At 65.6% G+C, this 26,314-nt stretch carries 20 protein-coding genes; 10 read left to right on the top strand and 10 right to left on the bottom strand.

From position 1 onward, the window contains the following. Window positions 1-67 precede the first annotated feature (67 nt). Window positions 68-3,484: a DNA polymerase III subunit gamma and tau gene (locus AC1MCD_RS02470; protein WP_498678502.1), complete on the top strand. Its 3,417-nt coding sequence runs from the start codon at window positions 68-70 to the stop codon at window positions 3,482-3,484. A gap of 72 nt (window positions 3,485-3,556) precedes the next feature. Further along, complete coding sequence (gene recR, locus AC1MCD_RS02465) at window positions 3,557-4,156, top strand: recombination mediator RecR (RefSeq protein WP_164202505.1); 600 nt, start codon at window positions 3,557-3,559, stop codon at window positions 4,154-4,156. Here recR and AC1MCD_RS02460 read toward each other — a convergent pair. The 3 genes from AC1MCD_RS02460 to AC1MCD_RS02450 form a co-directional block, all read right to left on the bottom strand. Next, the gene (locus tag AC1MCD_RS02460; protein WP_498675562.1) at window positions 4,153-5,235 is read right to left on the bottom strand and encodes a hypothetical protein; all 1,083 of its coding nucleotides are present in this window, start codon (window positions 5,233-5,235) and stop codon (window positions 4,153-4,155) included. The two genes, recR and AC1MCD_RS02460, sit on opposite strands and share 4 nt — an antisense overlap. Before the next feature lie 107 nt (window positions 5,236-5,342). After that, entirely contained in the window at window positions 5,343-6,494 is a 1,152-nt protein-coding gene (locus tag AC1MCD_RS02455) for an ABC transporter permease (protein WP_498675560.1), read from the bottom strand. Next, entirely contained in the window at window positions 6,491-7,462 is a 972-nt protein-coding gene (locus AC1MCD_RS02450; protein WP_498675557.1) for an ABC transporter ATP-binding protein, read from the bottom strand. The genes AC1MCD_RS02455 and AC1MCD_RS02450 overlap by 4 nt, the downstream gene beginning before the upstream one ends. Window positions 7,463-7,680: 218 nt before the next feature. Between AC1MCD_RS02450 and AC1MCD_RS02445 the strand changes: the two genes are divergently transcribed. Then, window positions 7,681-9,039, top strand: coding sequence for an aspartate kinase (locus AC1MCD_RS02445; RefSeq protein WP_498675555.1), 1,359 nt, complete (start codon window positions 7,681-7,683; stop codon window positions 9,037-9,039). 88 nt (window positions 9,040-9,127) lie between these two features. Here AC1MCD_RS02445 and AC1MCD_RS02440 read toward each other — a convergent pair whose 3' ends face one another. After that, complete coding sequence (locus AC1MCD_RS02440) at window positions 9,128-9,343, bottom strand: hypothetical protein (protein WP_498675554.1); 216 nt, start codon at window positions 9,341-9,343, stop codon at window positions 9,128-9,130. 129 nt (window positions 9,344-9,472) lie between these two features. Next, window positions 9,473-9,715, bottom strand: coding sequence for a hypothetical protein (locus AC1MCD_RS02435; RefSeq protein WP_498675553.1), 243 nt, complete (start codon window positions 9,713-9,715; stop codon window positions 9,473-9,475). Window positions 9,716-9,795: 80 nt separating this feature from the next. Between AC1MCD_RS02435 and AC1MCD_RS02430 the strand changes: the two genes are divergently transcribed. Genes AC1MCD_RS02430 through AC1MCD_RS02415 form a run of 4 tightly spaced genes read left to right on the top strand, consistent with a single transcriptional unit; the run spans window position 9,796 to window position 12,174 of the window. Continuing rightward, entirely contained in the window at window positions 9,796-10,278 is a 483-nt protein-coding gene (locus AC1MCD_RS02430; protein WP_498675551.1) for a MarR family winged helix-turn-helix transcriptional regulator, read from the top strand. A gap of 24 nt (window positions 10,279-10,302) precedes the next feature. Continuing rightward, on the top strand, window positions 10,303-10,866 hold the full coding sequence (locus tag AC1MCD_RS02425; RefSeq protein WP_498675550.1) for an SSI family serine proteinase inhibitor: 564 nt from the start codon (window positions 10,303-10,305) through the stop codon (window positions 10,864-10,866). After that, window positions 10,853-11,776: a 3-methyladenine DNA glycosylase gene (locus AC1MCD_RS02420; RefSeq protein ID WP_498675548.1), complete on the top strand. Its 924-nt coding sequence runs from the start codon at window positions 10,853-10,855 to the stop codon at window positions 11,774-11,776. The genes AC1MCD_RS02425 and AC1MCD_RS02420 overlap by 14 nt, the downstream gene beginning before the upstream one ends. After that, window positions 11,773-12,174 carry a serine protease inhibitor gene (locus tag AC1MCD_RS02415; protein WP_498675546.1) on the top strand — a complete coding sequence of 134 codons (402 nt, stop codon included), beginning with the start codon at window positions 11,773-11,775 and terminating at the stop codon, window positions 12,172-12,174. Before AC1MCD_RS02420 ends, AC1MCD_RS02415 begins: the two co-directional genes overlap by 4 nt. Before the next feature lie 65 nt (window positions 12,175-12,239). On the opposite strand, the gene AC1MCD_RS02410 is transcribed toward AC1MCD_RS02415, so the two are convergent. From AC1MCD_RS02410 to AC1MCD_RS02390, 5 genes are all read right to left on the bottom strand, one after another. Beyond that, on the bottom strand, window positions 12,240-15,347 hold the full coding sequence (locus AC1MCD_RS02410; RefSeq protein WP_498678500.1) for a S8 family serine peptidase: 3,108 nt from the start codon (window positions 15,345-15,347) through the stop codon (window positions 12,240-12,242). A gap of 198 nt (window positions 15,348-15,545) precedes the next feature. After that, complete coding sequence (locus AC1MCD_RS02405; RefSeq protein ID WP_498675543.1) at window positions 15,546-16,565, bottom strand: LacI family DNA-binding transcriptional regulator; 1,020 nt, start codon at window positions 16,563-16,565, stop codon at window positions 15,546-15,548. 260 nt (window positions 16,566-16,825) lie between these two features. Continuing rightward, window positions 16,826-19,048 carry a beta-glucosidase gene (locus AC1MCD_RS02400; protein WP_498675541.1) on the bottom strand — a complete coding sequence of 741 codons (2,223 nt, stop codon included), beginning with the start codon at window positions 19,046-19,048 and terminating at the stop codon, window positions 16,826-16,828. 218 nt (window positions 19,049-19,266) lie between these two features. Continuing rightward, window positions 19,267-22,230: an exo-alpha-sialidase gene (locus tag AC1MCD_RS02395; RefSeq protein ID WP_498675538.1), complete on the bottom strand. Its 2,964-nt coding sequence runs from the start codon at window positions 22,228-22,230 to the stop codon at window positions 19,267-19,269. A gap of 239 nt (window positions 22,231-22,469) precedes the next feature. Then, window positions 22,470-22,655, bottom strand: a complete 186-nt coding sequence (locus AC1MCD_RS02390; RefSeq protein WP_498675536.1) for a hypothetical protein — start codon at window positions 22,653-22,655, stop codon at window positions 22,470-22,472. Between the two features lie 284 nt (window positions 22,656-22,939). Here AC1MCD_RS02390 and purS point away from each other — a divergent pair, with 284 nt between their 5' ends. From purS to purL, 3 genes are read left to right on the top strand one after another with little or no spacing between them, the layout of a single operon-like run. Beyond that, a complete protein-coding gene (gene purS, locus AC1MCD_RS02385) occupies window positions 22,940-23,191 on the top strand; it encodes a phosphoribosylformylglycinamidine synthase subunit PurS (protein WP_056631212.1) in 252 nt (83 codons plus the stop codon). Between the two features lies 1 nt (window position 23,192). Beyond that, window positions 23,193-23,966: a phosphoribosylformylglycinamidine synthase subunit PurQ gene (gene purQ / locus AC1MCD_RS02380; protein ID WP_498675534.1), complete on the top strand. Its 774-nt coding sequence runs from the start codon at window positions 23,193-23,195 to the stop codon at window positions 23,964-23,966. Beyond that, window positions 23,963-26,272, top strand: coding sequence for a phosphoribosylformylglycinamidine synthase subunit PurL (gene purL, locus AC1MCD_RS02375; protein WP_498675533.1), 2,310 nt, complete (start codon window positions 23,963-23,965; stop codon window positions 26,270-26,272). Before purQ ends, purL begins: the two co-directional genes overlap by 4 nt. Window positions 26,273-26,314 lie beyond the last annotated feature (42 nt).

The following is a 26,314-nucleotide window of genomic DNA, read 5'->3' as shown; positions in this document are numbered from 1 at the left end:
TTTTCACGTGACTGTTACAACCACCGCCCTTTACCGCAGATACCGTCCAGACTCCTTCGCTGACGTTATCGGGCAGGAACATGTCACGGAGCCGCTGATGACGGCCCTGCGTAAAAACCGGGTCAATCACGCCTACCTCTTCTCCGGTCCGCGCGGCTGCGGCAAGACCACCTCCGCCCGCATCCTGGCCCGCTGCCTGAACTGTGCCCAGGGCCCCACGGACACGCCCTGCGGAACCTGCCCCAGCTGTGTTGAACTTGCCCGCGGCGGTTCAGGTTCCCTTGACGTCATCGAGATTGATGCCGCCAGCCATGGCGGTGTGGACGATGCCCGTGACCTCCGCGAACGCGCAACCTACGCCCCTGTCCGTGACCGCTACAAGATCTTCATCATCGATGAGGCCCACATGGTCACCCCGGCCGGCTTCAACGCGCTCCTGAAGATCGTCGAAGAGCCGCCGGAGCACATCAAGTTCATCTTCGCCACCACGGAGCCGGACAAAGTCATCGGCACCATCCGCTCCCGCACCCACCACTACCCGTTCCGGCTGGTACCGCCCGAGCCGCTGATGGCGTACCTGGAACTGCTGTGCAACCAGGAAAACGTGCCGGTGGCCCCGGGGGTGCTGTCCCTGGTGGTCAGAGCCGGCGGCGGTTCGGTCCGGGATTCCCTGTCCGTACTGGACCAGCTCATGGCCGGCGCCGGCGCCAACGGCCTTGACTACGAACTGGCCGTGGCCCTGCTCGGTTACACCCACGCGTCACTGCTCGATGACGTCGTGGAGGCCGTAGCCGCCTCCGACGCCGCCACCGTGTTCAAGGCGGTGGACCGCGTCATCCAGACCGGCCACGATCCCCGTCGTTTCGTCGAGGACCTGCTGGAACGCTTCCGCGACCTCATCATCGTCCAGGCCATGCCCGAAAGCGCCCAGGTGATCCTGCGCGGCATGCCGGCGGACCAGATCGCCCGGCTCCAGAACCAGGCGCACAACCTGGGTGCTGCCGAGCTTTCACGCGCCGCGGACGTCACCAATACAGCGTTGACCGAGATGACCGGCGCCACCTCGCCCCGGCTGCATCTTGAGCTTCTCTGCGCGCGCATCCTGCTCCCAAGTTCGGAACAGACTGAGCGCGGAATCGCTGCCCGGATCGACCGTGTGGAGCGCCGGCTGAACTACGCCGGGAACGACGACTCCGGGGCTGCCGTTCCGGCGGTCGCACCCGTTTCGGCAGGACGCGCTCCGGCGGTCCCGGCTTCGGCCCCCGCCCAAGTGCCTCCTGCTCAGGTTGCGCCGCCTGCGGCAGCGCCGCCGGCACCCGCGCCAGCGGCCCAGGTTCAGGCGGCACCTGTTCATGCGGCGCCGGCTCAAGCAGCACCAGCCCCAGTAGCACAGGTTCAAGCGTCCCCGGCTCCCGCGGCCGCCGCATCCCCGGCACAGCCGTCTGAACCGGCAGCCTCGCCTCCCGCCCCTGCCGGGCAGCAGTCAGTTGGGGCCGGCGATGCGCGGACACCGCTGACCCCGCCGCGTGTCAGCACCAACGACTGGCCGGTGGACGAGACCTCCGGAGCCCGTCCCCAGGCGGCTGCACAGGAGCGAGCAGTGGCGCAGGAGCAGCCTGCCCCCTCCGCGCCTCCGGCTCCCGCTGGCCCGGCCACGACAGGTGACGTTGAAGTCCTGCGCCGTGCCTGGCCCGAGGTCCTTCAGACACTGTCCAAGATCAAGCGCAGCACCTGGGCCTTGGTTGAACCGAACGCGCAGGTCGGCGCCTTCGACGGCCAGGTCCTGACACTCGCTTTCACCACAACTGGCTTGGCGGGCGCGTTCGGCCGGGCTGACCACTCCGAGAACCTCCGCCAGGCGATCCACAAAACCGTGGGCATCGACTGCCAGATCACGGCTGTTGCCGGGGGCGCCAACAGCTCAGCGAGCTCTGAGCCAAACCCAAAAGCACCCGTTAGCCCGCAACCCCCGCCAAGCTCGGCGGACGTCGCCTGGGGACTGGCCCCTGCAGGCAGCCTCGCCACGTCGCCTGCCGACGCTCCGGCCAATGCTCTTTCCCCGGTTGACGCGCCAGTCCGAACCCGCGCCGCTGCCGCCGCACCTGCACCTGCGGCGGCCCCCGTGCCCGCGCCCGCCGCTGCACCTGTCCCGGCCACTGCTGCAACGCCTGCCACTGAAGCAGCCCCCGCCGCGGCCGCCGAAGCTGCACGGGACTCAGCCGCCGCCCCCGCCGCGATGAGGGTAGCCCCGACGGCTGTTGAACCGGCCGCTGCACACAAATCCGCCGTCGAGCCGTTAGCGGACGAGCCTCACCGGGAGGTGGCGCCGTCCCGGCAGGAACAGCCGCGTCCCACCGAGCCCGACGCAGGCTCCTACGCCTACTCCGACGACGACTGGGGTCCCCCACGGGACGAGGACGCTCCTCCGCTGGAGGAAGAACCGCCCATGGATTGGGATCCGTCCGCTCCGGCGGAACCGCGACGCTCGCCGTCGCAACCGGGGCCTGCAGCGGCTCCGGCCAGCAAACGGCCGGCCCGCACTGGTAGCCGGGCGGATGCCGCGGGCGATTCGCCGTCCGCCGCCACTGTTGCTGGCGGAGTCGCTCCCGCGCCCGATACGTCCCACGACCCGTGGGGCCGCGCCGTCGAGCAGGCACCGGGCGTTTGGGTAATAGGCACAGAGCCCAACATTGGGAAGAGCCCGGCAACGTCAACGCCGGACGAAGCTGCTGCCACGCCTGCACCTGCCTACGAGCCCGCCACTGCCCAGATCCCCCAAGCTGCGGTCAGTACCCAGACTGCGGTCAGCACCCAGGCTACGGTCACCACGCAGTCCGAAGCAGACGCCAGCTGGGGACTCCCGTCGGCGTCGCCCAGCCGTCCCTTGGACTACTCTGCAGCCGATGGCAATGCTGTCGATATCAATGCAGACGACCTCAGTGCAGCCGGGAGCCAGGCTTCCCCGGGCAGCCTCCCGGCGGCTCATCCCCCCGCGACGGCTGCGGAGGAGCCTCACCGCCCTGGCGTTGGGGATCGCCCTGCCGTTGAGGGTGCCGCACCCGAACCCGGCGGCCCGGGGAGTCAGACTCCGGCGCCGGACCGGGAAGCGTCTGTCCCGGAACGGGCCGAGGTCCGCGAGTACGCCATGGCATCGGCGGCGCCGGCTGCGCCTGCGGCACCAGCTGTGGCCGTGGCTGGGGCACCCGCACCCTTGCAGCCTGCCCCGGCGACGTCCGCTTCGGCGGCCCAGACACGGCAAAGTCTTTACCAGCGGCTGTCCAACAGCCCCGAGGCCGAGGCCGGCCGCGCCAAGGCTCCGGCCCGCGCGGCAGCCGCGACCTACGTCCAGGACATCCCGAGCGCGGATGACGAAACCATCGAGGAATCGGGCGTCTTTGGGCGTGCCGCCGTCGAGCGTATTCTGGGCGGGAAGCTGATCGAGGAGCGCTCCCCGGACGGAACACCGATCGTTCCCCGTTTCTAGTCACCGGATTCCAGTCACCGGCGCCACCCGGGCACTCCACTCCATTCATCATCCAAGCCAAAAGAGGAAAACGTGTACGAAGGTGCAGTCCAAGAGCTGATCGACGAGCTCGGACGCCTTCCCGGCGTAGGACCCAAGTCGGCCCAACGGCTGGCGTTCCACATCCTCGAAGCCGACCCGCAGGATATGAAACGCCTCGTCGAGGCCATCACCACGGTGAAAGAGCGCGTGAAGTTCTGCACCGTGTGCGGGAACGTCACGGAGCAGGAACTGTGCAACATCTGCCGTGATCCGCGGCGTGACCCGTCCGTGATCTGTGTGGTGGAGGAATCCAAGGACGTTCTCGCGGTGGAGCGCACCCGTTCCTTCCGGGGCCGGTACCACGTACTGGGCGGGGCCATCAATCCCATCGCAGGGGTGGGACCCGAGCAGTTGCGGATCCGCGAACTCCTGACGCGGCTGAACGACGGTGCCATCCAGGAAGTCATCATCGCCACCGACCCCAACCTCGAGGGTGAAGCGACTGCGACATACCTTGCCCGCATGCTGAAGACAATCGGCATCGCCGTCACCCGGCTCGCCTCCGGCCTGCCTGTTGGCGGCGACCTTGAGTACGCCGACGAGGTCACCCTCGGCCGCGCCTTTGAGGGCCGGCGTAACGCGCTGACCTAGACCGGCCGCCGCTGGTGAGCCCGGTGGCCGGCGGCCAGCAATGTGCCGGCGGCCCCGAACTGGATGGCGAATCCAAGCAGCGCCAACGGCATCTCTGCGCCGGTCTTCTCCGCAGCTTCGCCTTCCAGACACGGAACCTGCGTGCCTTCGGCCGCGTTCTGCAGCTCGCCCGGCAACCAGTCCAAGGCGGTCTCGGGTTCCGCCTCGCCCGCGAGCAGCGCCAGGATCACCAGCGGATTGCTTGTTGCGATCCAGAAAATCCGCTCTGTGTGGTAGACCTCGGCGATGCCACGGACCTCCCGCGAGCACCGATAGGAAGTCACGCGGCCAAAGTCATCACGTTCGATGTTGATGGCAACCAAAACCGGCTCATAGGCCCGGACGGCAGGAAACAGCGCCACTACCGCACCGATGTTGCCCAGCAAGAGCAGTCCGGCAACGGCCCAGCCCAGGATCCTGCCGCGCTGGCCCCCGAACCAGCCGGCAGCTCCGGCGCCAATTCCGCTAAAGGCCACGGACTCCCCAACCATCAGCACAAAATCCACCCCGGCGACGGCCGGCGAGGAACCGGACCAGGACGCAAGCAGCACAAGGAACCCACCCGCCACTGCCGCGAAGATTACAGCGGTAGCACTGGCCCGAGCCCAGCCCGTGAGCGGACTGTCCACCAGCAGACCGTCCGGGTTGGCCTCGGCAGCCGCGGGCACGGCGCCGGCGCGCCGGGCGCCCCACCGGACAGCCAGCACACAGCACGCCAGAACCAATGCTGCGGCGGTCAGGATGTACGTCCAGCCGTGCGACTCGGGCGGCGGGTCACCGCCCGTGACCACCGCAATCACCAGCAGCACACCGGCGCCCCAGCACACGGCAATAACGGCGGCACTCCCCCACCAGAACCTCCGCGAGCGGACAGCCAGCACTGCTGCTTCCAGTGCGCTGCCCAAGAGGAAACGGGCCTGACCGCCACCGGACGGCGTCGGGTTCCCACCGGCGTCGTCCTCGTTCCCGAAGCGAGAGTTGCCGTTGCCGATGGGTTCGTACAGGGGTTGGTCGGAGGCCGGATTTTTCTCGTCAGCCACGTGGCGCCTCCACCCTGTTGGACAGGCCCCCAAACCGGTCGGTCACCGGCGGTCCGTCCGGCACTTCCAATCGTGATCCGCCGGGGCGGACCTGTCCAGTATCCGGCTCAGGCGATGCGCGTTCCCCGCGCAAGCCTATGAGCGGGGGTGCGCAGCGAGCGCCACCCCAGCCACATCAGCAGCCCTGCAAGGACAAGCTGCAGGCCCAACCCCAGAGGCCACAAAGGCGTGGACTGCGCCAGATACCGGGGCTTGGCTTCGCCGTTTGCACACGGGAACGTGCCTTCCGGCCCTGCCATGGCGTAGCGCGCACCCTGGCTGATGGACTCGATTGCCCCCACCGGTGATGACATACCGAAAGCATTCGGCGTCCGGACCGGGTACGGGATGGCATCGGCCACCACCACGTAGGGGTTCATGGCCAGCATCCACGCCACCCGATCGGTGTGCACGGCGGGTTGTGCCCGCAGAGGCCCGGAGCACGTGTATTCGGGTTCCATGGGTGCGGGCTGCTCCTCCAGCGGCACGTAAGGCGAGTAGCTGCGGTACTGTGCCTGGTTGGCCATGATGGTGCCCTGTGAGAGCCCGGTTCCCAGCCCGAAAGCAATGAGGGAGCCGAACACCAGTCCGGCCACGGCAAGGTACGTGACCACAATGGAGAACAGCGGGCGTCCTGCGAGCGCGGAGATTCCGACGCCGATGGCACTCACCACGCCCACTTCAACCGCCAGCATCAGCAGTGCCACCACAACGTGGCCGGGCGTCATGCCGCCAAGGGCGACGCCGATAATCAGGAAGGGCGTGCTGGCCACCAGGAATGCCAGGGCGGCTGCCCAGGCGGCGAAGAATTTGCCCCACAGGATCTGCCCGGGCCGGAGCAGGGTCACCTGCAGGATGGCAAGGGTGCCGCCGGCGCGGTCGCCGTTAACGGCGTTGGCAGACAGGGCAGGCGCCACCAGCAACGCGAACAGGAGGACGAAGGCCAGCACCACTTCGAAGATCATGGACCCTGGCCCTGTCTCCGGCGGCATGAAGCCTGAATAGGATCGCTGTGCTTCGCGTTGGGCATTCCAGGCGGCCCACGTCAGCCAAGTCACCAGCCCGGTCAGGATGAACCAGATGCCCAGCATGATGTACCAGCCGCGTGAACGGAGCCGCTGCTTGAGTTCCAGGACCACCACGTCCCAAATACCGCCGAGGTAGCCGGCGCCGCGGGCGGGGGCCGGTGGGCGCTGCGTTGATTCTGTCAGTTGGCTCATCGCCGCTCCCCCTCGAGGTTCATGTACGTCTCTTCCAAGGCACCCGAGGCGGGGGCGAATGACCTGACCGCGACGCCGGCGAGCACCAGGTCGCGCAGGAGGCGGGCGGCGTCGTCGTCGTTCATCAGCATCAGGCTGACGGCCGGCCGGCGGCCGTCCTCCACCCGGAACGTCAGGCCCAGTTCGGTGAGCTTCGCGGCGAGCGCTGCGCCGTCAGTCGCCGAAATGGCGTAACGCCGGCCGGCGGCGGCCGCCTCGTCGGTGGTTTGCTGCCGGATGGTGCGTCCGCGGTTAACAAACACGGCGGCGTCGGCGATTTCGTCAAGCTCGCTGAGCACGTGGGACGAAACCACAATGGCCTTTCCTTCCGCCGCAAGCTGCCGCAGCATCACGCGCAGCTCCACCCGTGATCCCGGGTCCAGGCCGGACGCCGGCTCGTCGAGGAGCAGAACGGACGGATCGTGGATGAGGGCGCGGGCCAGGCTCAGGCGCTGCTGCTGCCCCCGGGAGAGGACCCTGGCAGGCTGGTCGGCGAGGTCGCTCAGGCGGACGCGGTCCAGCATTTCCGCGACCCGCTGCGCCATCCCGGCCTTGGGCAACTGGTAGAAGCGTGCCATCTGGGTGAGGATCTCGCGGGCTGTCAGGGACTCCCACACGCCCAGCGTGTCCGGCATCCAACCGATCCGCCCCCGCACCTCGGCACGGTGGTGCTGAGGATCAAGCCCCTCCACCGTGATGGTGCCGGAATCCGGTGCCAGCAGTGAAGCCAGCATCAGCAACAACGTCGTTTTGCCGGCCCCGTTGGGCCCGATCAGGGCGGTAACTTTTCCAGCCGGAGCATGGAGATCCATATGCTCGACGGCGTGCACCTGCCCGAAGCTGCGGCTCACCGCCGTCGCCGTAATACCGCCGGCGTCAGGGCCCCCCGGCCGCGCCGGTAAGTCCATGTCGTCCTGATTTGCTGTCATTCCCCGAGCACCTGTCCCCCACGCCGTTGCATGCATACTGACTGTCTGAGACTACGCGCGGGGGTGCCGGCGCAGTATCCGCCGGAAGGCTGAGATTCGGTCACAATTCCCTGCCCGCGGCCCGCGGCGATAAACTGGCCTGAACACGTCACGCCGTCCAGCCGCAAATGGCCGTGCCTGACCTCCCGAACTCCGATTGATCCAGTGAAGGTACGCGCATGAGTACGCCCACGTCCGAAGTGCACGCAGCCACGCAGCAGGAGCCGCTGCCCGAAGGCGGTGCCGTCACCAAACAGCTCATCGTGCAGAAGTTCGGCGGCTCGTCCGTTTCGGATGCCGACGGCGTCAAGCGCGTCGCCAAGCGCGTGGTCGACGCGCAGCGGGCCGGCAACGAAGTGGTGGTCGTCGTCTCCGCGATGGGTGACACCACCGACGAGCTGCTGGACCTCGCCGGCCAGGTCACCGACTCCGCCCCCGCCCGCGAAATGGACATGCTCCTCTCCGCCGGTGAACGCATCTCCATGGCCCTTCTGGCCATGGCCATCAACAAACTGGGCGCCTCCGCCCAGTCCTTCACCGGTTCCCAGGCCGGCATGATCACGGACGGCATCCACGGCAAGGCGCGCATCATCGACGTCGATCCGCACCGCATCCGCACGTCCCTGGACAAGGGGCACATCGCCATCGTGGCCGGGTTCCAGGGAATGAGCCGCACCACCCACGAAATCACCACACTTGGCCGCGGCGGCTCGGACACCACTGCCGTGGCTTTGGCGGCAGCGCTGGAAGCCGACGTCTGCGAAATCTACACCGACGTGGACGGCATCTACACCGCCGACCCCCGGGTGGTTCATTCTGCCCGGAAGATCGACACAATCTCCAGCGAGGAAATGCTGGAGCTTGCCGCGTCCGGCGCAAAGATCCTGCATCTGCGCTGCGTCGAATACGCGCGTAGGTTCGGCGTGCCCCTGCATGTCAGGTCCTCATTCAGCCAGAACGAAGGCACCTGGGTCATCCCCAGCGCCGAAGACAAGATCACCACTCAAGAGGGAGTTGCCTTGGAGCAGCCAATCATCTCCGGCGTCGCACATGACCGTTCCGAAGCCAAGGTCACCGTTGTGGGCGTGCCGGATATCCCCGGCAAGGCCGCCGCCATCTTCCAGGTCATCGCCGATGCCCACTCGAACATCGACATGATCGTGCAGAACGTTTCCACGCATGGCACGGGCAAGACGGACATTTCCTTCACGCTGCCCATCGTTGAGGGCGCGGAAGCGCTGGCCGCACTCAAGGCCGCGCAGCCGGAGATCGGTTTCGAGAACATCGAGTACAACGAAAAGATCGGCAAGCTGTCCCTCATCGGAGCCGGCATGCGGTCCCACCCCGGCGTCTCCGCAACATTCTTCAAGGCCCTGTCCGACGCAGGGATCAACATCAACATGATCTCGACGTCAGAGATTCGGATCTCCGTGGTCACCCACGCCGACCTTCTCGATGACGCCGTCCGCGCGATCCACAAGGCCTTCGACCTGGACAGCGAAGACGAGGCAACCGTTTACGGCGGCACCGGCCGCTAGGGGTTAATTTTCTGCGGAATCATGAGGATGTTCTGGAGGCCGGTCTCGCCGGCCACCAGAACATTTCTTTTTTAAACGGAGGCGGGGGTCAGACCATTTTGTCCATGTCTTCGCGGCGAACCGCGTAGTGATGCCCCTCGGTGTCCGTTTCCACTACGAAGTGCGACAGATCCTCGTCAGAGGCTAGTTCGAACTCGTCATGTTTGTGGACCACGGGTGCATCCGAGTCAAGACGCGTTGCCGGTCCGAAGACAAAACGGAGCCTGTCGGTCACGTTCATAAAACCAGTGAGCGCGTGTCCCATAATTTCCACCCCCTTCCCGCAATACGGGCGAAGAGCTACTGACCCCTCATGGAGTCAGTGCCCTTATTTTACGCCCGGGACCCAAAAAAGGACCCGCAGGTGCCGGTCCGGACGGAGTGGCCGTGGAGGTCAGCGCAGGGACTGGTCGCCCGGGTTCCGGGGCACCACATACGTGCTGCCGTCCGGGCGGGTGACCGTTTCCCACTGCTGGGTTTCGCGCTCACGCTGGACCAGGAGAGCCCGGTTCTCTTCGGTCATGTCATGCACCAGGGAACTGCGGTTGGCCGGCCCGAGAATAACCCGGAGCTTGCCCATGGCACGCATAAACCGCTGGGACCCGTTCGCGTTGTCCGCCGAGTTGCCTTTGCCCATGGAAGTGAACCCTTCGATAGAACGAATTTCTGAGTCCAGTGTACGCTAATAATTAGGGCACTAACTATTGGAGGACTGTGATGACGGCCATTTCTGACGCCGCGCTCCATCAGGACAACGATCTCCTGCTGGAGCAGCAACTCTGCTTTGCACTCACCGTGGCATCCAGGAGCGTGGTAGGCGCCTACAAGCCGGTCCTGGACAAGCTGGGCCTGACGCACCCGCAGTATCTCGTGATGCTTTGCCTATGGGAGTCGGCCCCGCGGACACTGCGGAACATCAGTGAAGCCCTGGCCCAAGCACCGGCAACCATCTCACCGCTTCTTCGGCGGCTTGAGGAAGCGGGCTTCGTCACGCGCCAGCGGGTGGACGGGAATGAACGCAGCCTGGCAGTGGGCCTGACTCGCGCCGGCGCCGAGCTGCGGCAGCAGGCGCTGGCAGTCCCGGGCACCATGATGAACCGGTTGGGCCTGACCCGCGAACAGGTAGGTGAGCTGCACAGCTCGATGATGGCGCTCATCGCCGCTACGGGGGCAGATCACGCGGACGCCGGCAGCGCGTAAAATGGCAGCAACCTAGGAGGGTTCATGCCTTTGCGAACAGTACGGCCGTTCTTGGCGATTCTCGCCGTGGCCGGGCTCGCCGCGTGCACGGCGACGCCCGATAACCCCGCACCATCATCCGGCAGCCCGACGGCCAGTTCATCCGCCTCCCAAAGCGCGTCAAACACCCCGTCTCCGGACACCGAGACCACCGTTCCCGCGCCGTCCCCAACGGCACTCCCGGCCCCGACGGCGGGCCCCGGCGCCGGCAACGCGGAGCTTGCCATTATGGTGAAGCCGTCCGCTACCGAGCCGGCCGTCAACTACACCCTCGTCTGCCGTGACGGAGTCCCCGCCGCGGAAAGCAAACACCCCAGCGCTGATGCCGCCTGCGCCGCTCTGAAGAACAACGCAGCCCTCCTCAGCCCCGCCCCAAGGGACGCCAAACGTGTCTGCACCGAGCAGTACGGCGGGCCGCAGACCGCAACGGTGACCGGCATTGTGGACGACACCCCCGTGGAAGCCGCTTTCGCCCTGACCAACGGCTGCGAAATAGGAGCCTGGAAAGCAGCCGAGGACGTCCTGGGTACCACCGGTGGAGCAACTTAGCCTGCTAACGGCCGATGCTTTGCACTCCCGTGAAGAAGCGCACCAGCAACGCGTCCGCCGTTACTCCGATCCTTACCTTGCCCGCCGCTCGGCGGGACGGAAACACCCCGTGGAGGACTTCCTCTTCACCTACTACACCCAGAAACCCGGCCAGCTGCTGCGCTGGCACCCGGGCGCCGGCGTCGTACTCACCGGCGAAGGTGCGGCCGTCCGCAGCGGGTGGAAGCACTACAGAACGCTCGACGACGGCGAACTCGCCGCCGCCGGGCTGCCGGCGGGGAGCGTGGCGGTCACCTTTGATCGCGGCGCCTTCTTGGCCGACCGGCGTGAGGCAGTGGCGTTCGCAGACATCATCCTCCGCGGGACCGCTACCCGGCCGGCCCAGTTCGGCTGCTTCGGGTTGCACGAATGGGCCATGGTCTACCGCCAGGACAAATTCGACCTGCGCCACGAATACCTGCAGCTGAGACTGGGCTCCGCCGGCACGGACAAGGTGGTGGAGGACAACCGCATCCGCTGCTCGCACTTCGATGCCTTCCGGTTCTACACTCCTGACGCCACCGGACTCAACGAGCTGTCACCCAGCCGCGAAAACCAGCGGCACATGGAACAGCCGGGGTGCCTGCACGCCAACATGGACCTCTACAAGTGGGCCTACAAACTGCTGCCCGCACTGCCCAGCGAGCTGGTCATGGACTGCTTCGAACTGTCCTGGCGGATCCGGACCATGGACATGCAGGCCTCGCCCTATGACCTCGAAGAGTGGGGCTACCCACCCATAGCGATCGAAACGCCCGAGGGCAAAGCTGCCTACGTGGAGCACCAGCGGGCCTTCGCGGCGGAGGCCGCTCTACTCCGCGGGCGCCTGGCAGAGGCACTGGCCCCGCTCACCGGGACTGCAACGCCGTGACCGGCACATCGGCCCCTGACCCCACGGACGGCGTGGACCTGACTATCAGGCTCCGGGAGGAACCTGATGCCGGCGAGTACGTATTCCGCCTGGTGGCAGCGGGCGGCAGGGCCTTGGACAGCTCCACCCTGCCTGCACCCGAGGCCGCGCTGGAGGCAGTGGAGCGGTTCGGCGAGGACATCTTCTTCCCCAAACCCGGGCCGCCCAAACTTTGCACCCAGCAGTACGGCGGACCTCAGGTTGCGGAAGTCACCGGAGGCTTTCACGGACGCCAGGTGCGGACGGTTTTCCGGCGGACGGACGGCTGCGAGATCGCCCGCTGGAACACTCTGTCCGCGCTGCTTGGCGGGACACCCGAAACCGGGAAATCCGGTACAACCGGATCTTCCCGGACCTGAAGCGTCCCGGCCAGCAATGCTGACCGGGACGCCCTGATGGTGCTATTTGCTTCCTCTCCCCCGCCTCAGCCGGCCGGGATCCTATCCGCGGGCGCCATCAGCGGGGCGCCCGCCGGGGGTGCCGGTGTACCGGCACCAACCTGGACGTTGACCAGGGTTTTGATGCCGTTTTCACCCAGCTTGAGGCGGGACAGGTAGGAGCCCTCCGAGAGCTTCGTCCACTTCAGCGTTGCTGCCGTCGCTGTGCCGTTCGGTGCCACGATGGGGTTCGGCGTGACCGTAAGGTTCCCGGCGTCTCCCGAGAGGGCAGCCGCCTGGACCGTTGCCGTCGCGGCACCTTTGTCCGGTGTGGAGTAAAGGTTGGCCACGATGAAGTAGGTGCCCGCCTGCGGCGACTCGAGTTCAAGGAACTCACTAGCCGACGCCGTCGCCACCTGTGTGGCCACAAGCTTGCCTGAAGCATCCGGCGCGTAAACCACCATGTCCCAGTCGACGTCGTTCGTTGCCGCCTGGATACCGATGCGTGCGAAGGTGGCGCCCGCAGGAACCGTCACGCTCAGCAGCGCGTTGTGCGCGTCATTGGTTGGCGCGTACGCACCCGGTGTCCTGGAAACGGCGGTCTGGCTCATCGGAGCCAGACCCTCCACTGCCACGGCTAGGGGATCATCGGAGCCGGACACGAGGTCCAGGGTTCCGCTGCCAGTCCCGGTGGCAGAACTGAAGGAGAAGGACGGCGCGATCCGCGCATCAACAGGCCGCACCGCGATGGGTGAGGTGACGGTCCGCGGTCCCTTCCAGGTCAATGTGCCGGTGGTGAACTTACCAACGGGCCCGCTGACGTTGCGGATGGTGAGAGTTACTTCGCGGGTTTGGCCTGCCTTGGCGAAGTTCAACGCCTTGGGTTCAACGTTGACGCTGAAGCCGGGCAGCTCCACCTGCGGCCGGTACATACCCGGAACAAGCGCGGTCAGCTGACGTTTGACCTGCACTTCACCCACCAGGCTGCCCAACGCTATCGACGGCAGGTTCAGGTCCTGGGCGGCGACCGTCCCGGCCTGCGGTGCTCCCGTAGCTACACCCTGCCCGTTCAGGAAACCCAGCCAGTCCTTGATGCCCGCGTCGTAGACCAGGCCGGGATCGAGCACACGGAGGGAGTCGATGTGGCCGGCACCGCCGTCGAACGGGTTCCGGTTGGGAGTGCCGTCAGCGTTGACCAGCGGGTAGGCGGTGGTCATCATGGCGGATTTGACCGTCGCAGGGCTCCAGCGAGGCTGCTTGCTGAGCACCAGTGCGCCGAAACCGGCGATGTGCGGTGCTGCCATGGACGTGCCTGACATAAACCCGAACTGGGCGCCCTTGTTGCCGATGGTGGAAACGCCGGCAAGGACGTTGACGCCGGGGGCGGAAATGTCCGGCTTGAGCAGGTCGCCGCCGGAAGCCAGGGTGGGGCCTCGGGACGAGAACCCGGCCACCTGCGGTGCGGGAGGCAGCGGTTCGCCGGTCAGGTCGCCCTTGACGAGACTGACCGTCAGGGCGGTATTACCGGCGAGCTTGGACTTCAGTTCCAGGCTCTCCGGGGCATTGACGTGGACCGTGGGGATGACGTGGTTGTCGGCGTCTTCCGAGCTGTTGGTGAGGTTGACCAGGATCATGCCCACCCCGCCCTTGTTCTGGATCTCAAGGCTCTTGGCCGTCCGGTCCACTACGCCGCGGTCGCAGACTACGACCTTGCCGGTCACCTTGGCCGCATCGAGGGTGCCCGGGCCGCACAGGTTCGGGTTGGCTGCACCTGCGGCTGCAGCGTCTGCAGCGACAATCACGGGCTTGTCCGTGACTTCGGTTTTCATGATGGAGGCCCCGCGGTACAGGGTTCCGTCCGAAACTTTGACTGTTCCGAGCAGTTCGCTGGGGAAGGTGGACGCCGCCACCGTGGTCAGCCACGGCGATGCATGGTTGACGGTGGAGGCGCCCGGTCCGGAGTTGCCGGCGGAGGCGGCGATGAAGACGCCGGCCGCGGCAGCATTAAGGAAGGCCAGCGCCACGGGATCAGTGGTGCTGTCCGTATTGCCTGAGATGGAGTAGTTCAGGACATCAACGCCGTCCTTGATGGCGGCGTCGATGGCTTCGACGGATGCAGAGGTGTAGCAGCCGCCGGTGGCCGGATTGTCATCTTCCCAGCAGATCTTATAGACCGAAACCTTGGCAGCGGGTGCGACGCCGGAGCTCTTGCCAAAGCTCATACCGTCAAGCACCTGCTCAACATTGGCGTTGCCGGCCGCTGTGGTGGCCGTGTGCGTGCCGTGGCTGCCTACATCCACCGGGGAGATGAGTTCCTGGGGAGCACGGTTTGCCGGCTTCACGGACTGCAGGTAAGCGTCCGCGAAGTAGCGGGCACTGAGGACCTTGGAATTGCACAGCGTCCCGTCGAACGCCGCACCGGTGCCCACACCCTTCTGGCACTCGCCTACGAAGGTGGTGCCATCCGCCTTGAGCATGGCGATCCGGCCTTCGGGAGTGCGGTACGGCACGCCCATCTGTGCGGGGCCGCTCAGCGGCTGAACCTGCTCACCTTTCAGGAACGGATTATCCGGGGCATAGCCCGAATCGATCACACCAACCACCACCCCCTTGCCAGCGTTCTCCTCGCCGCCGAACCGGGTTTCCCAGGCACCTTCCTCGCCGGTCAGCTTCAGGAAGTCGTTGGTGGTGTAGTCGGGGGCATTTTCGACGTCGGGCTCAACCGCCAGTACTTGGGCGTCCTTGGAAAGTTCGGCTGCCTGCGCTGCCGTCAGTTCTGCCGTGAACCCGTTCAGGGCCGCCGTGAACTGTTTCGACGGCGTCACACCCTGTTGGGCGGCCACGTCCTGCTGGGTTTTGCGGAGGTGCGCGTCGTAGGCCTTGTAGTTAGGGCTGCCGGCGTCAAGCTTCCGGCCGTTCTGTGGCTTGGTAGACAGCAGGCCGGGGGTCTCCCCTTCATAGGCGGCCGCGGCCTTGGCTGCCATGACCACAATGTAGCGGCCATCCTTGAAGTCACTCGCCGCAGATTTCTGTGCGGATATTGCCGTGTTCAGCCCGGCGGGCGCCGCGGTAGCGGGGCTCATCGCCATCGAGGTGAGGAGCAGCGGCAAGCCAACGGCAAATGCCGTTGCTTTCCGGAGTCCCCTGCCCCGCATGGGGCGTTTTGCAGTTGGTTTCACGAGCGACTACACCTTTCACGAGGAACGGCCGGCCACGGTGCCGGTCTGGAACAGCTGGAACGGCATATCGCATTACAGGTTTTGTAATGCTGTGACCAGCCGTTACAAACAGTACAGACTGAGAGCTGAATATGACATAGAACACATCCGTGTTTTGGGTCAATCATCCAACTTTCAAGCCGATGCCGGAAGACCGCCCGGGATCGTCGTGGATCCCCGCACTATGAGGCGCGTTGGCAGGACCAGCGGTTGTCCGGACTGGGACTGCGCACCCCGGGCAAATGCCAACAAGTTGGTGACCGCGCTTGATCCGAGTGCGTACAGCGGAGCTTCCACGGTGGTCAGCGCTGGAGAAACGAGGCCTGTTTCATAGCTGTTGTCGAAGCCCACCACGCTGATCTCGTCCGGAACGCTGATGCCCCGCTGTTGGAGAGCGCGGATGAAGCCCATTGCCATCTGGTCGTTGTAGGCGATCACGGCGGAGCTCTGGTTCTGCAGCCATTCCGGGGCCGCGTCCTCGCCACCGCGGACCGTGGGCACGCCCGGGCCCAGACGGCGTACCCCCAGTTCCAACTCTGAGGCTGCCTCACGCAGGGAACGCCAGCGCATGCCATCGGCCCACGACGCTTCGGGACCCGCAAGGTAGGCGATGCTGTGGTGGCCCAGATCCCGCAGGTGCTCGGCTGCACGCCGTATTCCGCTGGCATTGTCCGAGACCACGCTGGGCACATCAGAGACGACCCGGTTCATCACGATGGTGGGTTTCTGCCTGGCAATCATCCGGATGGCGAGGTCCGGCATCCTGGAACTCGTTAGGACAATCCCGTCCACAACAGGCAGCAGCCGCTCAATGGCGAGGCGTTCCCGCCGTTCGGATTCCTGCGTGTGCGCCAGCAGCATCACGTAACCGTTTGCCGCCGCGGCAGCCTCCGCGCCGCGGGCAATTTCGGCAAACACAGGGTTACGCATGTCCGCAATGACGAGGGCAATCACTGACCGTTTTTCGCCGGCGGGGTGCAGGTTGCCGGCTACGTGGGTGGACCTGTAACCCACCTCTGCGGCGGCGGCAAAGATGCGCTCCGCAGTGCCGTGGCTGACGCGGCCGGGACGGGCAAAGGCCCGCGAAACTGTTGAGGGGGAAACCGCGGCGGCGCGCGCCACGTCGTAAATGGTGGGCAGGCTTCGGTCCAGCAAAGGTCCACCTTCTCTCATCTTTGAGAGTCGCGGAATACGACTTACCAGATCATGCAACCGGTTGCCTGGCTATGTCAACCAGTTTGACTCGTAAGTCACCTCTATTACCGCGGGAAACGCGTCCGGGACCGGCGCTCCTTCAGTTCGAGGGAACGCCGGCCCCGGGGCCGGTTGTGCGGGAGGTCAGTCCTTGTAGCTCAGACCGAAGCCGAACACGTAGTCATCGCCCACGCCGTTGGTGTACGCGTAGTCGAACTTTGCTACTTTCCTCCCGGGGTGCGGATGGTGATGGTCTGCTGTAAGGCGACGTTGTCCGAAGAGTTGCCGACGTACACGGTGTACTCGCCGTTCGGAGTAGCCCACTTGTCGGAAGCCTCGTCCCATACCGACAACGGGTGGTTGGAGGCACCGGGGTCGATGGTCACTGTGACGCGCTGCTTTTCGCCGGGATTCAGTGTGACCTTGTCGAACCCGACCAGCCGCTTGGGCGGCTGGTTCGCGGAAGCGGGGAGGCCCAGATAGACCTGGCCTACTTCGGCACCGGCAACGTCGCCGGTGTTCTCGATGAAGAAGGACACGTCAATCTTGTGGGTCCCGTCGGTCGTCTTCGGGGTCACCACCAGCTTCGAGATCTCGAAGTCGGTGTAGGACAGGCCGTGTCCAAAGGCAAACGTCGGCTTGACGTTGTTGGCGTCGTACCAGCGGTACCCCATTTCCAGGCCCTCGCTGTAGGTAGCAGTCAGCGGCAGGGGGCCGGCGCCGTCGGGGTCAATGCCCGGGAACTGGGCAGTCTTGGCAAATGCTGCTTCGCGTTCCTGGGTGGGAAAACTGATGGGCAATTTGCCGGACGGGTTTTCGATGCCAAACAGCAGGTTGGCGACTATGTTTCCGTCCTCCTGCGCCGGGTACCAGGCTTCGAGGACGGCCGGGACGGAGTCAAGCCACGGAAGGAGAACGGGCCCGCCGTTCTTGAGGACAACAACGGTATTGGGATTCGCCGCGACGACCGCCGCCACCAAGGCATCCTGGTTGACGCCGTCGCGGACGGGGAGGGCGAGTGACGTGCGGTCAACGCCTTCACGGGAGATGTCACCAACCATCACGACGGCGACGTCGGACTTGGCTGCCAGAGCCGCGGCGGCCACGATATCACTGGCGTTGTTGTAGGTTACCGTTGCGTCTGAACCGAGCGCGCCGAGTGCATTGTTCAGCCCCTGCTCGGGAGTCACCGTGTAGGGGGAGGTCACGACGATGGCGTCGGAGGGTCCCTGGGAATTGAATTTTGCGGCACCTGCGAAGGTTGGTGCCCCGATCAGGGCCACTGAGTTGAGTGCTTCCGCCTTCAGCGGCAGGGCGCGGTTGTCGTTCTTCAACAGCACGCTGCCCTGCTCACCGATGTCCTGGATCCGCTGTCCGTTGGTGGCGAAGTCGATGGGCGTCAGGGAGTTGATCGGGTCATCAAACTGCCCCAGTTCGAACATCACCGTGAAGCGGCGGTCGAGTTGCTGGTCAATGTCGGCTTCAACGAGATCGCCGGACGCGAGCGCCGCTTTGATGAGTTCGGGGGTGAACCAGCGCGGGCTGGCGAACTCAAGGTCGAGGCCCGCCTTAATCGCCGGTGCAGTGCTGTGGGTTGCGCCGCGATCCGACATGACGTAACCCTCGAAACCGAGGTCGTCCCGTAGCCAGTCCGTCAGCAGTTCCTTGTTTTCACAGGCATAAACACCGTTCAGGTGCGGATATGAGCACATCACGGATGCGAGGTTGGCTTCCTGGATGGTCATCTCGAACGGCAGCATGTAGAGCTCGTGCATGGTCCGGTCTTCCACGATGGTGTCCATGGTGTTGCGGCCGGTCTCCTGCTCGTTCGCGGCGAAGTGCTTGGCAACCGACTGGACCCCGTGCGCCTGCACCGCGTTCACTTGGGCGACGGCCATGACGCCGGCGAGGTAAGGGTCTTCGCCGAAGTACTCGAAATTGCGGCCGGCGTTGGCCACACGGCCCAGGTTGATTCCCGGCGTGAGCAACACGTTGTGGGCACTGGCGCGGGTTTCCTGGCCGATGATGTCTCCCCACGCCGTCGAAACGTCGGGATCGAAGGACGAGGCAACCGACAAGGCGCTGGTCAGGCCGGTGGAGGTGGGGGCAACGCGGCAGTCGCCGTTGCCGAATGGGCCGTTGGTCATGCGCAGGGTGGGAATGGCGAGTTCGGGAATCCCCTCCACGTGGCGTCCCTGCGCGGAAAACTCACAGTTGGGGATGTTGGTGTTGGCGACGGGCTTCATGGCGATTTGTTGGATCTTCTGGTCGAGGTTCATCGCATCGATCAGCAGGTCCGAACGCTGCTCGGCTGACAGCGCTCTGTTCATCCACGGCAGGTCCTCAGCGGTGGCGGCAGTCGGCACTGTTAACCCCAGCGCCAATGCCGCAACCACGCCCACGCGGAGGGTTCTGCTGACCCTCTTCTGTGTGCTCGTTTTCATGTCTCATATCTCCTTTGATTGGACACCGCGGGGCGCTTGCTGGGAGTTCCCGGGGCAACTCCATTGAGTCCGCTGGGCGTTCGCCCGGTCAAGGAGTTGCCATGTGTTGCCTCACCGGATTCCTGGTGCCCCAACCGAGGCAACGCAGAGGCCCCCGAGCGGCCGGACTTTTCAGGTCCAGCCCACTCGGGGGCCCGGTGCAGCGAATCAGTGTTGCTTTAGCCCTTGGGCGTTACCTGCAGCCGATCGAAGGAAACCTGCTTGCCGTCCTGGTCCAGCACCACCACGTCGTCTCGGCCGTTCCGCACATCGGAGGACAGGATGAACTCAACGGTGTTGTCCGTGGTGGGGAAGAGCCAGCCGACACGGTAGCTCTTTTTGTTCAGGTACACGTAGTACCACTGGCCATAGTCGAGGCCCTTCAGGGTGACTTTCTGGCCGTTGTGGTACTTGTCCAGCGTGCCCAGATCGAAGGGAGCCGTTTGCTCGTCGAGGTCCTGGACGGCCAGGACCGGATCCGTCCCCGGCTGCACCGGCTTCAGGTCCAGCACCACGTCGCCCCCGCTCACAGTGGTCGAGACAGATTTCGCGCCGTTCGACGCGGAGGCTTCGAACGCGACCGCGCCGAGCTTGCCCGCCGCAATGTCATCTGCAGTCAGGACGTGCTCGAGTGTTGCCGTCACGGTGCCGCCGATAGCCAGGGCATCCTGGCTGATCGAAGCATCCGGGGCGTTAAGTCCGGTCAGTGAGACGTTACCGGCGTTGCCCACGGTGTACGTATAGATAACAGTGTCGCCTGCGCTGGCGAAGCGGTCGCCGTCGACGTCGTTCCATTCCGAGGCGACGGTGCCCGCAAGCTGGGCGTCGCGGACCTTCAGGTCCACTTCGCCCCCGTTGACCGCATACGTTCTGGTGGTCTGGCCCGCGGCGCTGACATCCCACGTGGTCTTCGGGACGAAGAAGCCCTGCTCGAATTCCTCCGCCGTCACGGTGTGGCGGGGCGTCGCGCAGGTATAGCCCTGTCCGGCGGGCAATGCGCTGTAGCGGCAGTTCCCCGGCCCGTCGGGGACGAAGGGGCTGAAGTTGCCTGCGGTGGGGACCACCTTTTCCAGGAGCGGGCTTGTGTTGTTCACGGTGAAGGCATACGGGACCGTGTCACCTGCAGCGTACGGCTGGGTGGCAAGATCACGGCCGACGTCGGCACGCGCACCGTTGATGTCAGCGGCCAGCAGTCCGTCGCGCAAGGCCACGGCAGCGCCGGTAAACGGCACATTCTTGGTGAGCGACGGCGTCGCGCTGGCTGTGATGGCAAAGCTCGCTTCCGGCACGAAGTAGCCGCGGGCGATGTCTTCGGCCGTCAGCGTGTGCTTTGCGGTGGTGCAGTTGTAGCTGGCACCGGCGGCCAGGTTGTTGAAGCGGCAGTTCGGTGCCGTCGGCGGCAGGAAGCCGGAGTCGAAGGTACCGGAAACCGGGACGGCGTTGGCGGTGACATTCCCCGTGCTCTTGACGTTCAGCGAATAGCTCAGCACCTCACCCGCCTGGTACAGGCTGGTGACGACATCGCGGGTGGGTGCCGTTCCGGTAATGGTGAGGCCAACCTGTGGGGCCACCGGAACGGTGGCGATGAACGTGAACTGCGAAACCCGGCCATCCGCCGTCGTGAATGCAGCATTAAGGCTTTGCGGTCCGCTGGCGTTCGCCGGTGCCGTCAGGGCAACGGTGACCGTGGCCGAGGCGCCGGGCGCAACATCGGGCACGGGCACCGTGGTGGCGGTCCAGCCGGAGGGGGTGTAGACCGTCGCAGTCCCGCCGGAGAGGGTGGCTGCCTCCTGGTTGGTGACGGTGACCGCTACCTGCGACGTGGCACTGGGTGCAGTGGTGACGGCGGGGACGGACAGCGGTGCGCAGGCGTAGTTCAGCCAGGCATCGTCGAATTTCGCGAACTGGATGTTGTCCGTGTAGTTGCCCTCGTACAGGACGCCAAACTTGCCGTCCTCCAGCCGGGAAACGGTGCTGTAGGCAGAGAACCCGGAGCGGACGGTCCGCACGCCGGGCCAGGTGGCGCCGTCGTCGCAGGAGATGCGGGCTGAAACGTTTTCGCGCCCGGCCTTGGAGTTGGAGTTTGTGAAGATGAGCTTCTTGGCGTCCGCCGAGCCCTGCGCAGCGGAGGGGAACATGCGGGCGATGGCGCCGTTGTTGGCCGGGTCCGGCAGTTCGGTATCCTGGGTGACGGGACCATAGGTGGCACCGCCGTCGGTGGAGATGGCCACCTTGCGGTAGCCCTGGTTGGCGTTGTCCCGGGAGTTCAGCAGGACGCGGCCGTCTGAAAGTTCAACCGTTTTGTTCTCATCCATCCGGTCACCCACGTTCGCACCCTTGTGCCAGGTGGCGCCGTGATCGTCCGAGTAGACGCTGTAGGCCTGGATTTTGTTGGTGCCGTCTGCCTGGCGGACATCGCCCGCGTACTGCTGGATAAGCCTGCCCTTGTACTGACCGTATTTGAGTTGGATGCCTTCGCCGGAGGACGCGAAGTTGGAGCGCACATCGCCGGCGACCGGGCTGGTCTTGCTGGTCCCCGGCTTGGTGACGTTGGTGATGAGGCGCGGCTGGCTCCAGGTGATTCCGCCGTCCGCGGACTCGATGACGGCCGAGGAGATGACGGTGCGGTCGGCGTCGTCATTTCCGAACTGGCTACCGCCAAAACCCTGGTCCTTGGAGAAGACGAAGAACGCGAAGACTTTGCCGGCCTCGGCGTCGTAAACGTACGAGGGATCGCTGTAGCCGTACTTTGGAGTGCTGGCGTCGCCCACCCGACCTGCGGTGATGACCTGTACGCCTCCCCAGGTCTGGCCGCCGTCAGTGCTGCGGCGCTGCACGATCGAGTTGGCGTTAGGGGCATCCGCAGCACTGCCGGGACGCCCGTCCCACGCGGCGAGGACCACATTATTGCCCAAGTACGTCAAGGCCGGGATCCGGTAGAAGAAGTTTGCCGCCGTGCGATCGGCACCAATGTTGGCCTCGGTGAAACTGCCCGGGGCCGATGCCGGATCGTTCGGCGGGATGGGCGCGGCCTGCGCGGCAACACTGGATCCTGCCAGCAGCGCCAGCGCTACCAGCCCGGCTCCTGCCGTGTGGGAGAGGCGTCTGTGTCTGCTCCGTGGGGTGAAAAATCGCAAATCCATGTCCTTTCAAGGCGCCGCGCGTCGGCGGCGGAATCGGGAGAATTTAGCCATGCGGGCGGCGGGCCTCCAAGGGATACCACGTGCCACATACGACGTCCTATGACCCTAATGTGTAGAGCGTCACATGGCTAGAGTTTCCGGAAGCAGACCAAACGAGCGCCCCGGAGGCCACGCAAAAGCGGGCGCCCCGTTGAGGGACGCCCGCTTCAAGACTTATTTTGTTTTTGGTTCCGGGCAGCCTACTGCCTGGGAGTGCGCACCACGTCGCTGATCCACTGACGGGTCTTTTCGTCCACGGGTCCGGCTACCCGGTTTTCCCGGGCCGCCCTGTCGGCTTTGATCTTCTGCATGACCATGCGGCCCAACCCGGCGAATACGGCAACGGCCATCACAGGCAACAGTACGGATTTCGATTTTTCAGCCATCCCGCCATCCTAGTGACGCTGCTTCCGCGGGGCCAGAGCCGCCGTCGTTATTTACTCCCGGGCGGACCTCCCCAGGCGATGACAGTGACGGAGCCCACCGAATACGGGGTCCAGCGCTGCGGCCGGTAGAATGGGCTTGCAAGCTCGCGGAGCGCCCGTCCTCACTGTACGAGACACTGTTTGAAGACTGTTCAAAACAGCAGGTCCCCAACACTTCCGGAACGGCGTAAGACGGCACCACTCCGCTGCGCCCTTACCCAAAGCTCACGCACAGGAGTTGCCGGATGCCCCGGATCGTTGTTGACGTCATGCCCAAGCCCGAGATTCTGGACCCGCAGGGGAAGGCGATCGTAGGTGCGCTCCCCCGTCTCGGCTTCACCAGCTTTAGCTCTGTCCGCCAGGGCAAGCGCTTCGAACTGACGGTTGACGGCGAGGTGACCGACGCAATCCTGGCCCAGGCCCGCGAAGCCGCCGAGACCCTGCTGTCCAACCCCGTGATCGAAGACGTGGTCAACGTCGAGGTCGTCGAGGCCTGAGATGACTGAACTTCCCTTGATCGGCGAGGCAATCGCCGTGGCCGCCGAGCCCCGGCTCGCCGGGGCCAAGATCGGCGTCGTCACTTTCCCCGGGACCCTGGACGACCGCGACGCCGCCCGTGCAGTCCGGCTGGCCGGCGGCACCGCAGTGCCGCTCTGGCACGCCGACACCACCCTCGGTGACGTGGACGCCGTCGTAATTCCCGGTGGCTTCTCCTACGGTGACTACCTCCGCGCGGGCGCCATCGCCCGCTTCGCGCCGCTGATGTCCAAGATCATCGACGCCGCGAACTCCGACGCCAAGCTGCCCGTGCTGGGCATCTGCAACGGCTTCCAGATCCTCACCGAGTCGCACCTGCTGCCCGGCTCCATGATCAAAAACGACCACCTGAAGTTCATGTGCCGCGATCAGGTGCTGCGGGTGGAAAACAGCAACACCGCCTGGACCCTCGATTACGAGGCCGGCCAGGAAATCACGGTGCCGCTGAAGAACCAGGACGGCCAGTACATCGCGGACGACAAAGTCCTCGACGCGCTCGAAGCCGAAGGCCGTGTGGTCTTCCGCTACGTGGGCTTCAACCCCAACGGCTCACGCCGCGACATCGCCGGCATCTCCAACGCCGCCGGCAACGTGGTGGGCCTCATGCCGCACCCGGAGCACGCGGTTGAGGTTGGCTTCGGGCCGGAATCGCTGGATGGCATCGGAGGGTCCGACACCGACGGCCTCGGTTTCTTTACCTCCGTTTTGAACAAGATTGTGGGAGGCGCCAAGTGACCACGGAAACCGGCAAGAAGTTCAACATCGACACTGTCGAGAACGCTGCCAAGACGCCGGACACCGAACTGCCCTGGGCCGAACTGGGCCTGAAGCAGAACGAGTTCGATGAGGTAGTCAAGGTCCTGGGCCGCCGCCCCACCGGCGCAGAGCTGGCTATGTACTCCGTGATGTGGAGCGAGCACTGCTCTTACAAGTCCTCGAAGAACCACCTGCGCCAGTTCGGCGACAAGGTGACCGACGAGATGAAGAAGGACATGCTGGTGGGCATCGGCGAGAACGCCGGCGTCACCAACCTGGGCGACGGCTGGGCCGTGACGTTCAAGATCGAGTCCCACAACTCGCCGTCGTTCGTTGAGCCCTACCAGGGTGCGGCCACCGGTATCGGCGGCATTGTCCGCGACATCATCTCCATGGGCGCCCGCCCGGTAGCCGTGATGGACCCGCTGCGCTTCGGCGCCATCGACCACCCGGACACGGCCCGCGTGATGCACGGTGCCGTTGCCGGCATCGGCGGCTACGGCAACTCCCTCGGCCTGCCGAACATCGGCGGCGAAATGGTGTTTGACTCCATCTACCAGGGCAACCCGCTGGTCAACGCGCTGGCTGTTGGCGTTATGCGCCACGAGGACATCCGGCTCGCCAACGCGTCGGGCAAGGGCAACAAGGTGGTCCTCTTCGGTGCACGCACCGGCGGCGACGGCATTGGCGGCGCCTCGGTGCTGGCCTCGGAGTCCTTCGACGACACCAAGCCCTCCAAGCGCCCCGCCGTGCAGGTGGGCGACCCCTTCGCCGAGAAGGTCCTGATCGAGTGCTGCCTGGAGCTGTTCAAGGGCTCCCTGGTTGAGGGTATCCAGGACCTGGGTGCCGCAGGCATCTCCTGCGCCACGTCCGAACTGGCCTCCAACGGCGACGGCGGCATGCAGGTTGAGCTGACCTCCGTGCTGCTGCGCGATCCCACGCTGACCCCGGGCGAAATCCTGATGTCCGAGTCGCAGGAACGCATGATGGCCGTGGTTACGCCGGAGAACATCGAAGCGTTCGAAGCTGTCATGGACAAGTGGGCCGTGGAGTACTCCTGGCTCGGCGAGGTCACGGACACCGGCCGCCTCATCATCACTTGGGACGGCGTAGTCATCGTGGACGTTGACCCCCGCACGGTCGCCCACGACGGCCCGGTCTACGACCGCCCGTACGCCCGCCCCTCATGGCAGGACTCGGTCCAGGCCGATTCCTTCACCGGTTCCGTGCACGACGCCGGCCGCCCCTCCGCCCCCACGGAACTGGCCGCCGCCGTCACCGAGCTCGTGGCCTCACCGAACATGTGCAGCAAGGACTGGATCACCAACCAGTACGACCGGTACGTGGGTGGCAACACAGCTCTGGCCTTCCCGGACGATGCCGGCGTGGTCCGCGTTGACGAGGAGACAGGCCTGGGCGTGGCCCTGGCCACCGACGCCAACGGCCGCTACACCTACCTTGACCCGTACTACGGCGCACAGCTGGCCTTGGCCGAGGCCTACCGCAACGTGGCCACCTCCGGTGCTGTGCCGATGGCCGTCAGTGACTGCCTGAACTTCGGCTCCCCCGAGGACCCGGACGTCATGTGGCAGCTCGCCGAAGCCATCCGCGGCCTGTCCGACGCCTGCATGGAGCTGGGCATCCCGGTCACCGGCGGCAACGTCTCGCTCTACAACCAGACCGGAACCACCCCCATCCACCCCTCCCCCGTGGTGGCGGTCCTGGGCAAACTCGACGACGTCGCCCGCCGCACGCCGTCGGGCTGGCGTGAGGACGGGATGGCCATTTACCTGCTGGGTACAACAGCGGCTGAACTGGATGGTTCGGAGTGGGCCAACATGCGCGGCCACCTTGGCGGACTTCCGCCCAAGGTTGACCTCGCCGCCGAGCGCGCGCTGGGTGAAATCCTGATCAACGCCTCCCGCGACGGCATGGTGGACTCCGCGCACGACCTCTCCGAAGGCGGCCTCGCGGCAGCACTCGTGGAGTCCTCACTGCGCTACGGCGTGGGTGCCCGGATCGCCCTGCAGGACGTCCTGGACCGCGACGGAGTTGACCTGTTCACCGCACTGTTCTCCGAGTCCCAGGGCCGCGCAATTGTTGGCGTGCCCCGCTCCGAGGAAGTCCGTTTCAAGGACATGTGCACGGCCCGCGGCTTTGCCCACGTCCGGATCGGTGTGGTGGACGCCGCGAGCAACCAGCTGGAGATCAACGGCGTGGACACCATGTCCCTCGACGCCCTCCGCGAAGCCCACGAAGGGACGCTGCCGAAGTACTTCGGCTAACCCTCATTTCCCCCTCCATCGATTGCTCCGTAACCGCCCTTT

This window comes from Arthrobacter sp. BF1 (assembly GCF_056680215.1).
Note: the sequence above shows the minus strand (reverse complement) of the source record. Positions and strands in the feature narration are given on the sequence as shown.

Excerpts from the sequence above, each read along its gene's own strand:
- AC1MCD_RS02455 (WP_498675560.1), bottom strand. The coding sequence starts at position 6,494 with ATGAGCCAACTGACAGAATCAACGCAGCGCCCACCGGCCCCCGCCCGC.
- AC1MCD_RS02390 (WP_498675536.1), bottom strand. The coding sequence starts at position 22,655 with ATGGCTGAAAAATCGAAATCCGTACTGTTGCCTGTGATGGCCGTTGCC.
- AC1MCD_RS02425 (WP_498675550.1), top strand. The coding sequence starts at position 10,303 with ATGCCTTTGCGAACAGTACGGCCGTTCTTGGCGATTCTCGCCGTGGCC.
- AC1MCD_RS02430 (WP_498675551.1), top strand. The coding sequence starts at position 9,796 with ATGACGGCCATTTCTGACGCCGCGCTCCATCAGGACAACGATCTCCTG.
- AC1MCD_RS02395 (WP_498675538.1), bottom strand. The coding sequence starts at position 22,230 with ATGGATTTGCGATTTTTCACCCCACGGAGCAGACACAGACGCCTCTCC.
- AC1MCD_RS02400 (WP_498675541.1), bottom strand. The coding sequence starts at position 19,048 with ATGAAAACGAGCACACAGAAGAGGGTCAGCAGAACCCTCCGCGTGGGC.
- AC1MCD_RS02450 (WP_498675557.1), bottom strand. The coding sequence starts at position 7,462 with ATGACAGCAAATCAGGACGACATGGACTTACCGGCGCGGCCGGGGGGC.
- AC1MCD_RS02445 (WP_498675555.1), top strand. The coding sequence starts at position 7,681 with ATGAGTACGCCCACGTCCGAAGTGCACGCAGCCACGCAGCAGGAGCCG.
- AC1MCD_RS02435 (WP_498675553.1), bottom strand. The coding sequence starts at position 9,715 with ATGGGCAAAGGCAACTCGGCGGACAACGCGAACGGGTCCCAGCGGTTT.
- purS (WP_056631212.1), top strand. The coding sequence starts at position 22,940 with ATGCCCCGGATCGTTGTTGACGTCATGCCCAAGCCCGAGATTCTGGAC.
- purQ (WP_498675534.1), top strand. The coding sequence starts at position 23,193 with ATGACTGAACTTCCCTTGATCGGCGAGGCAATCGCCGTGGCCGCCGAG.
- AC1MCD_RS02440 (WP_498675554.1), bottom strand. The coding sequence starts at position 9,343 with ATGGGACACGCGCTCACTGGTTTTATGAACGTGACCGACAGGCTCCGT.
- AC1MCD_RS02410 (WP_498678500.1), bottom strand. The coding sequence starts at position 15,347 with ATGCGGGGCAGGGGACTCCGGAAAGCAACGGCATTTGCCGTTGGCTTG.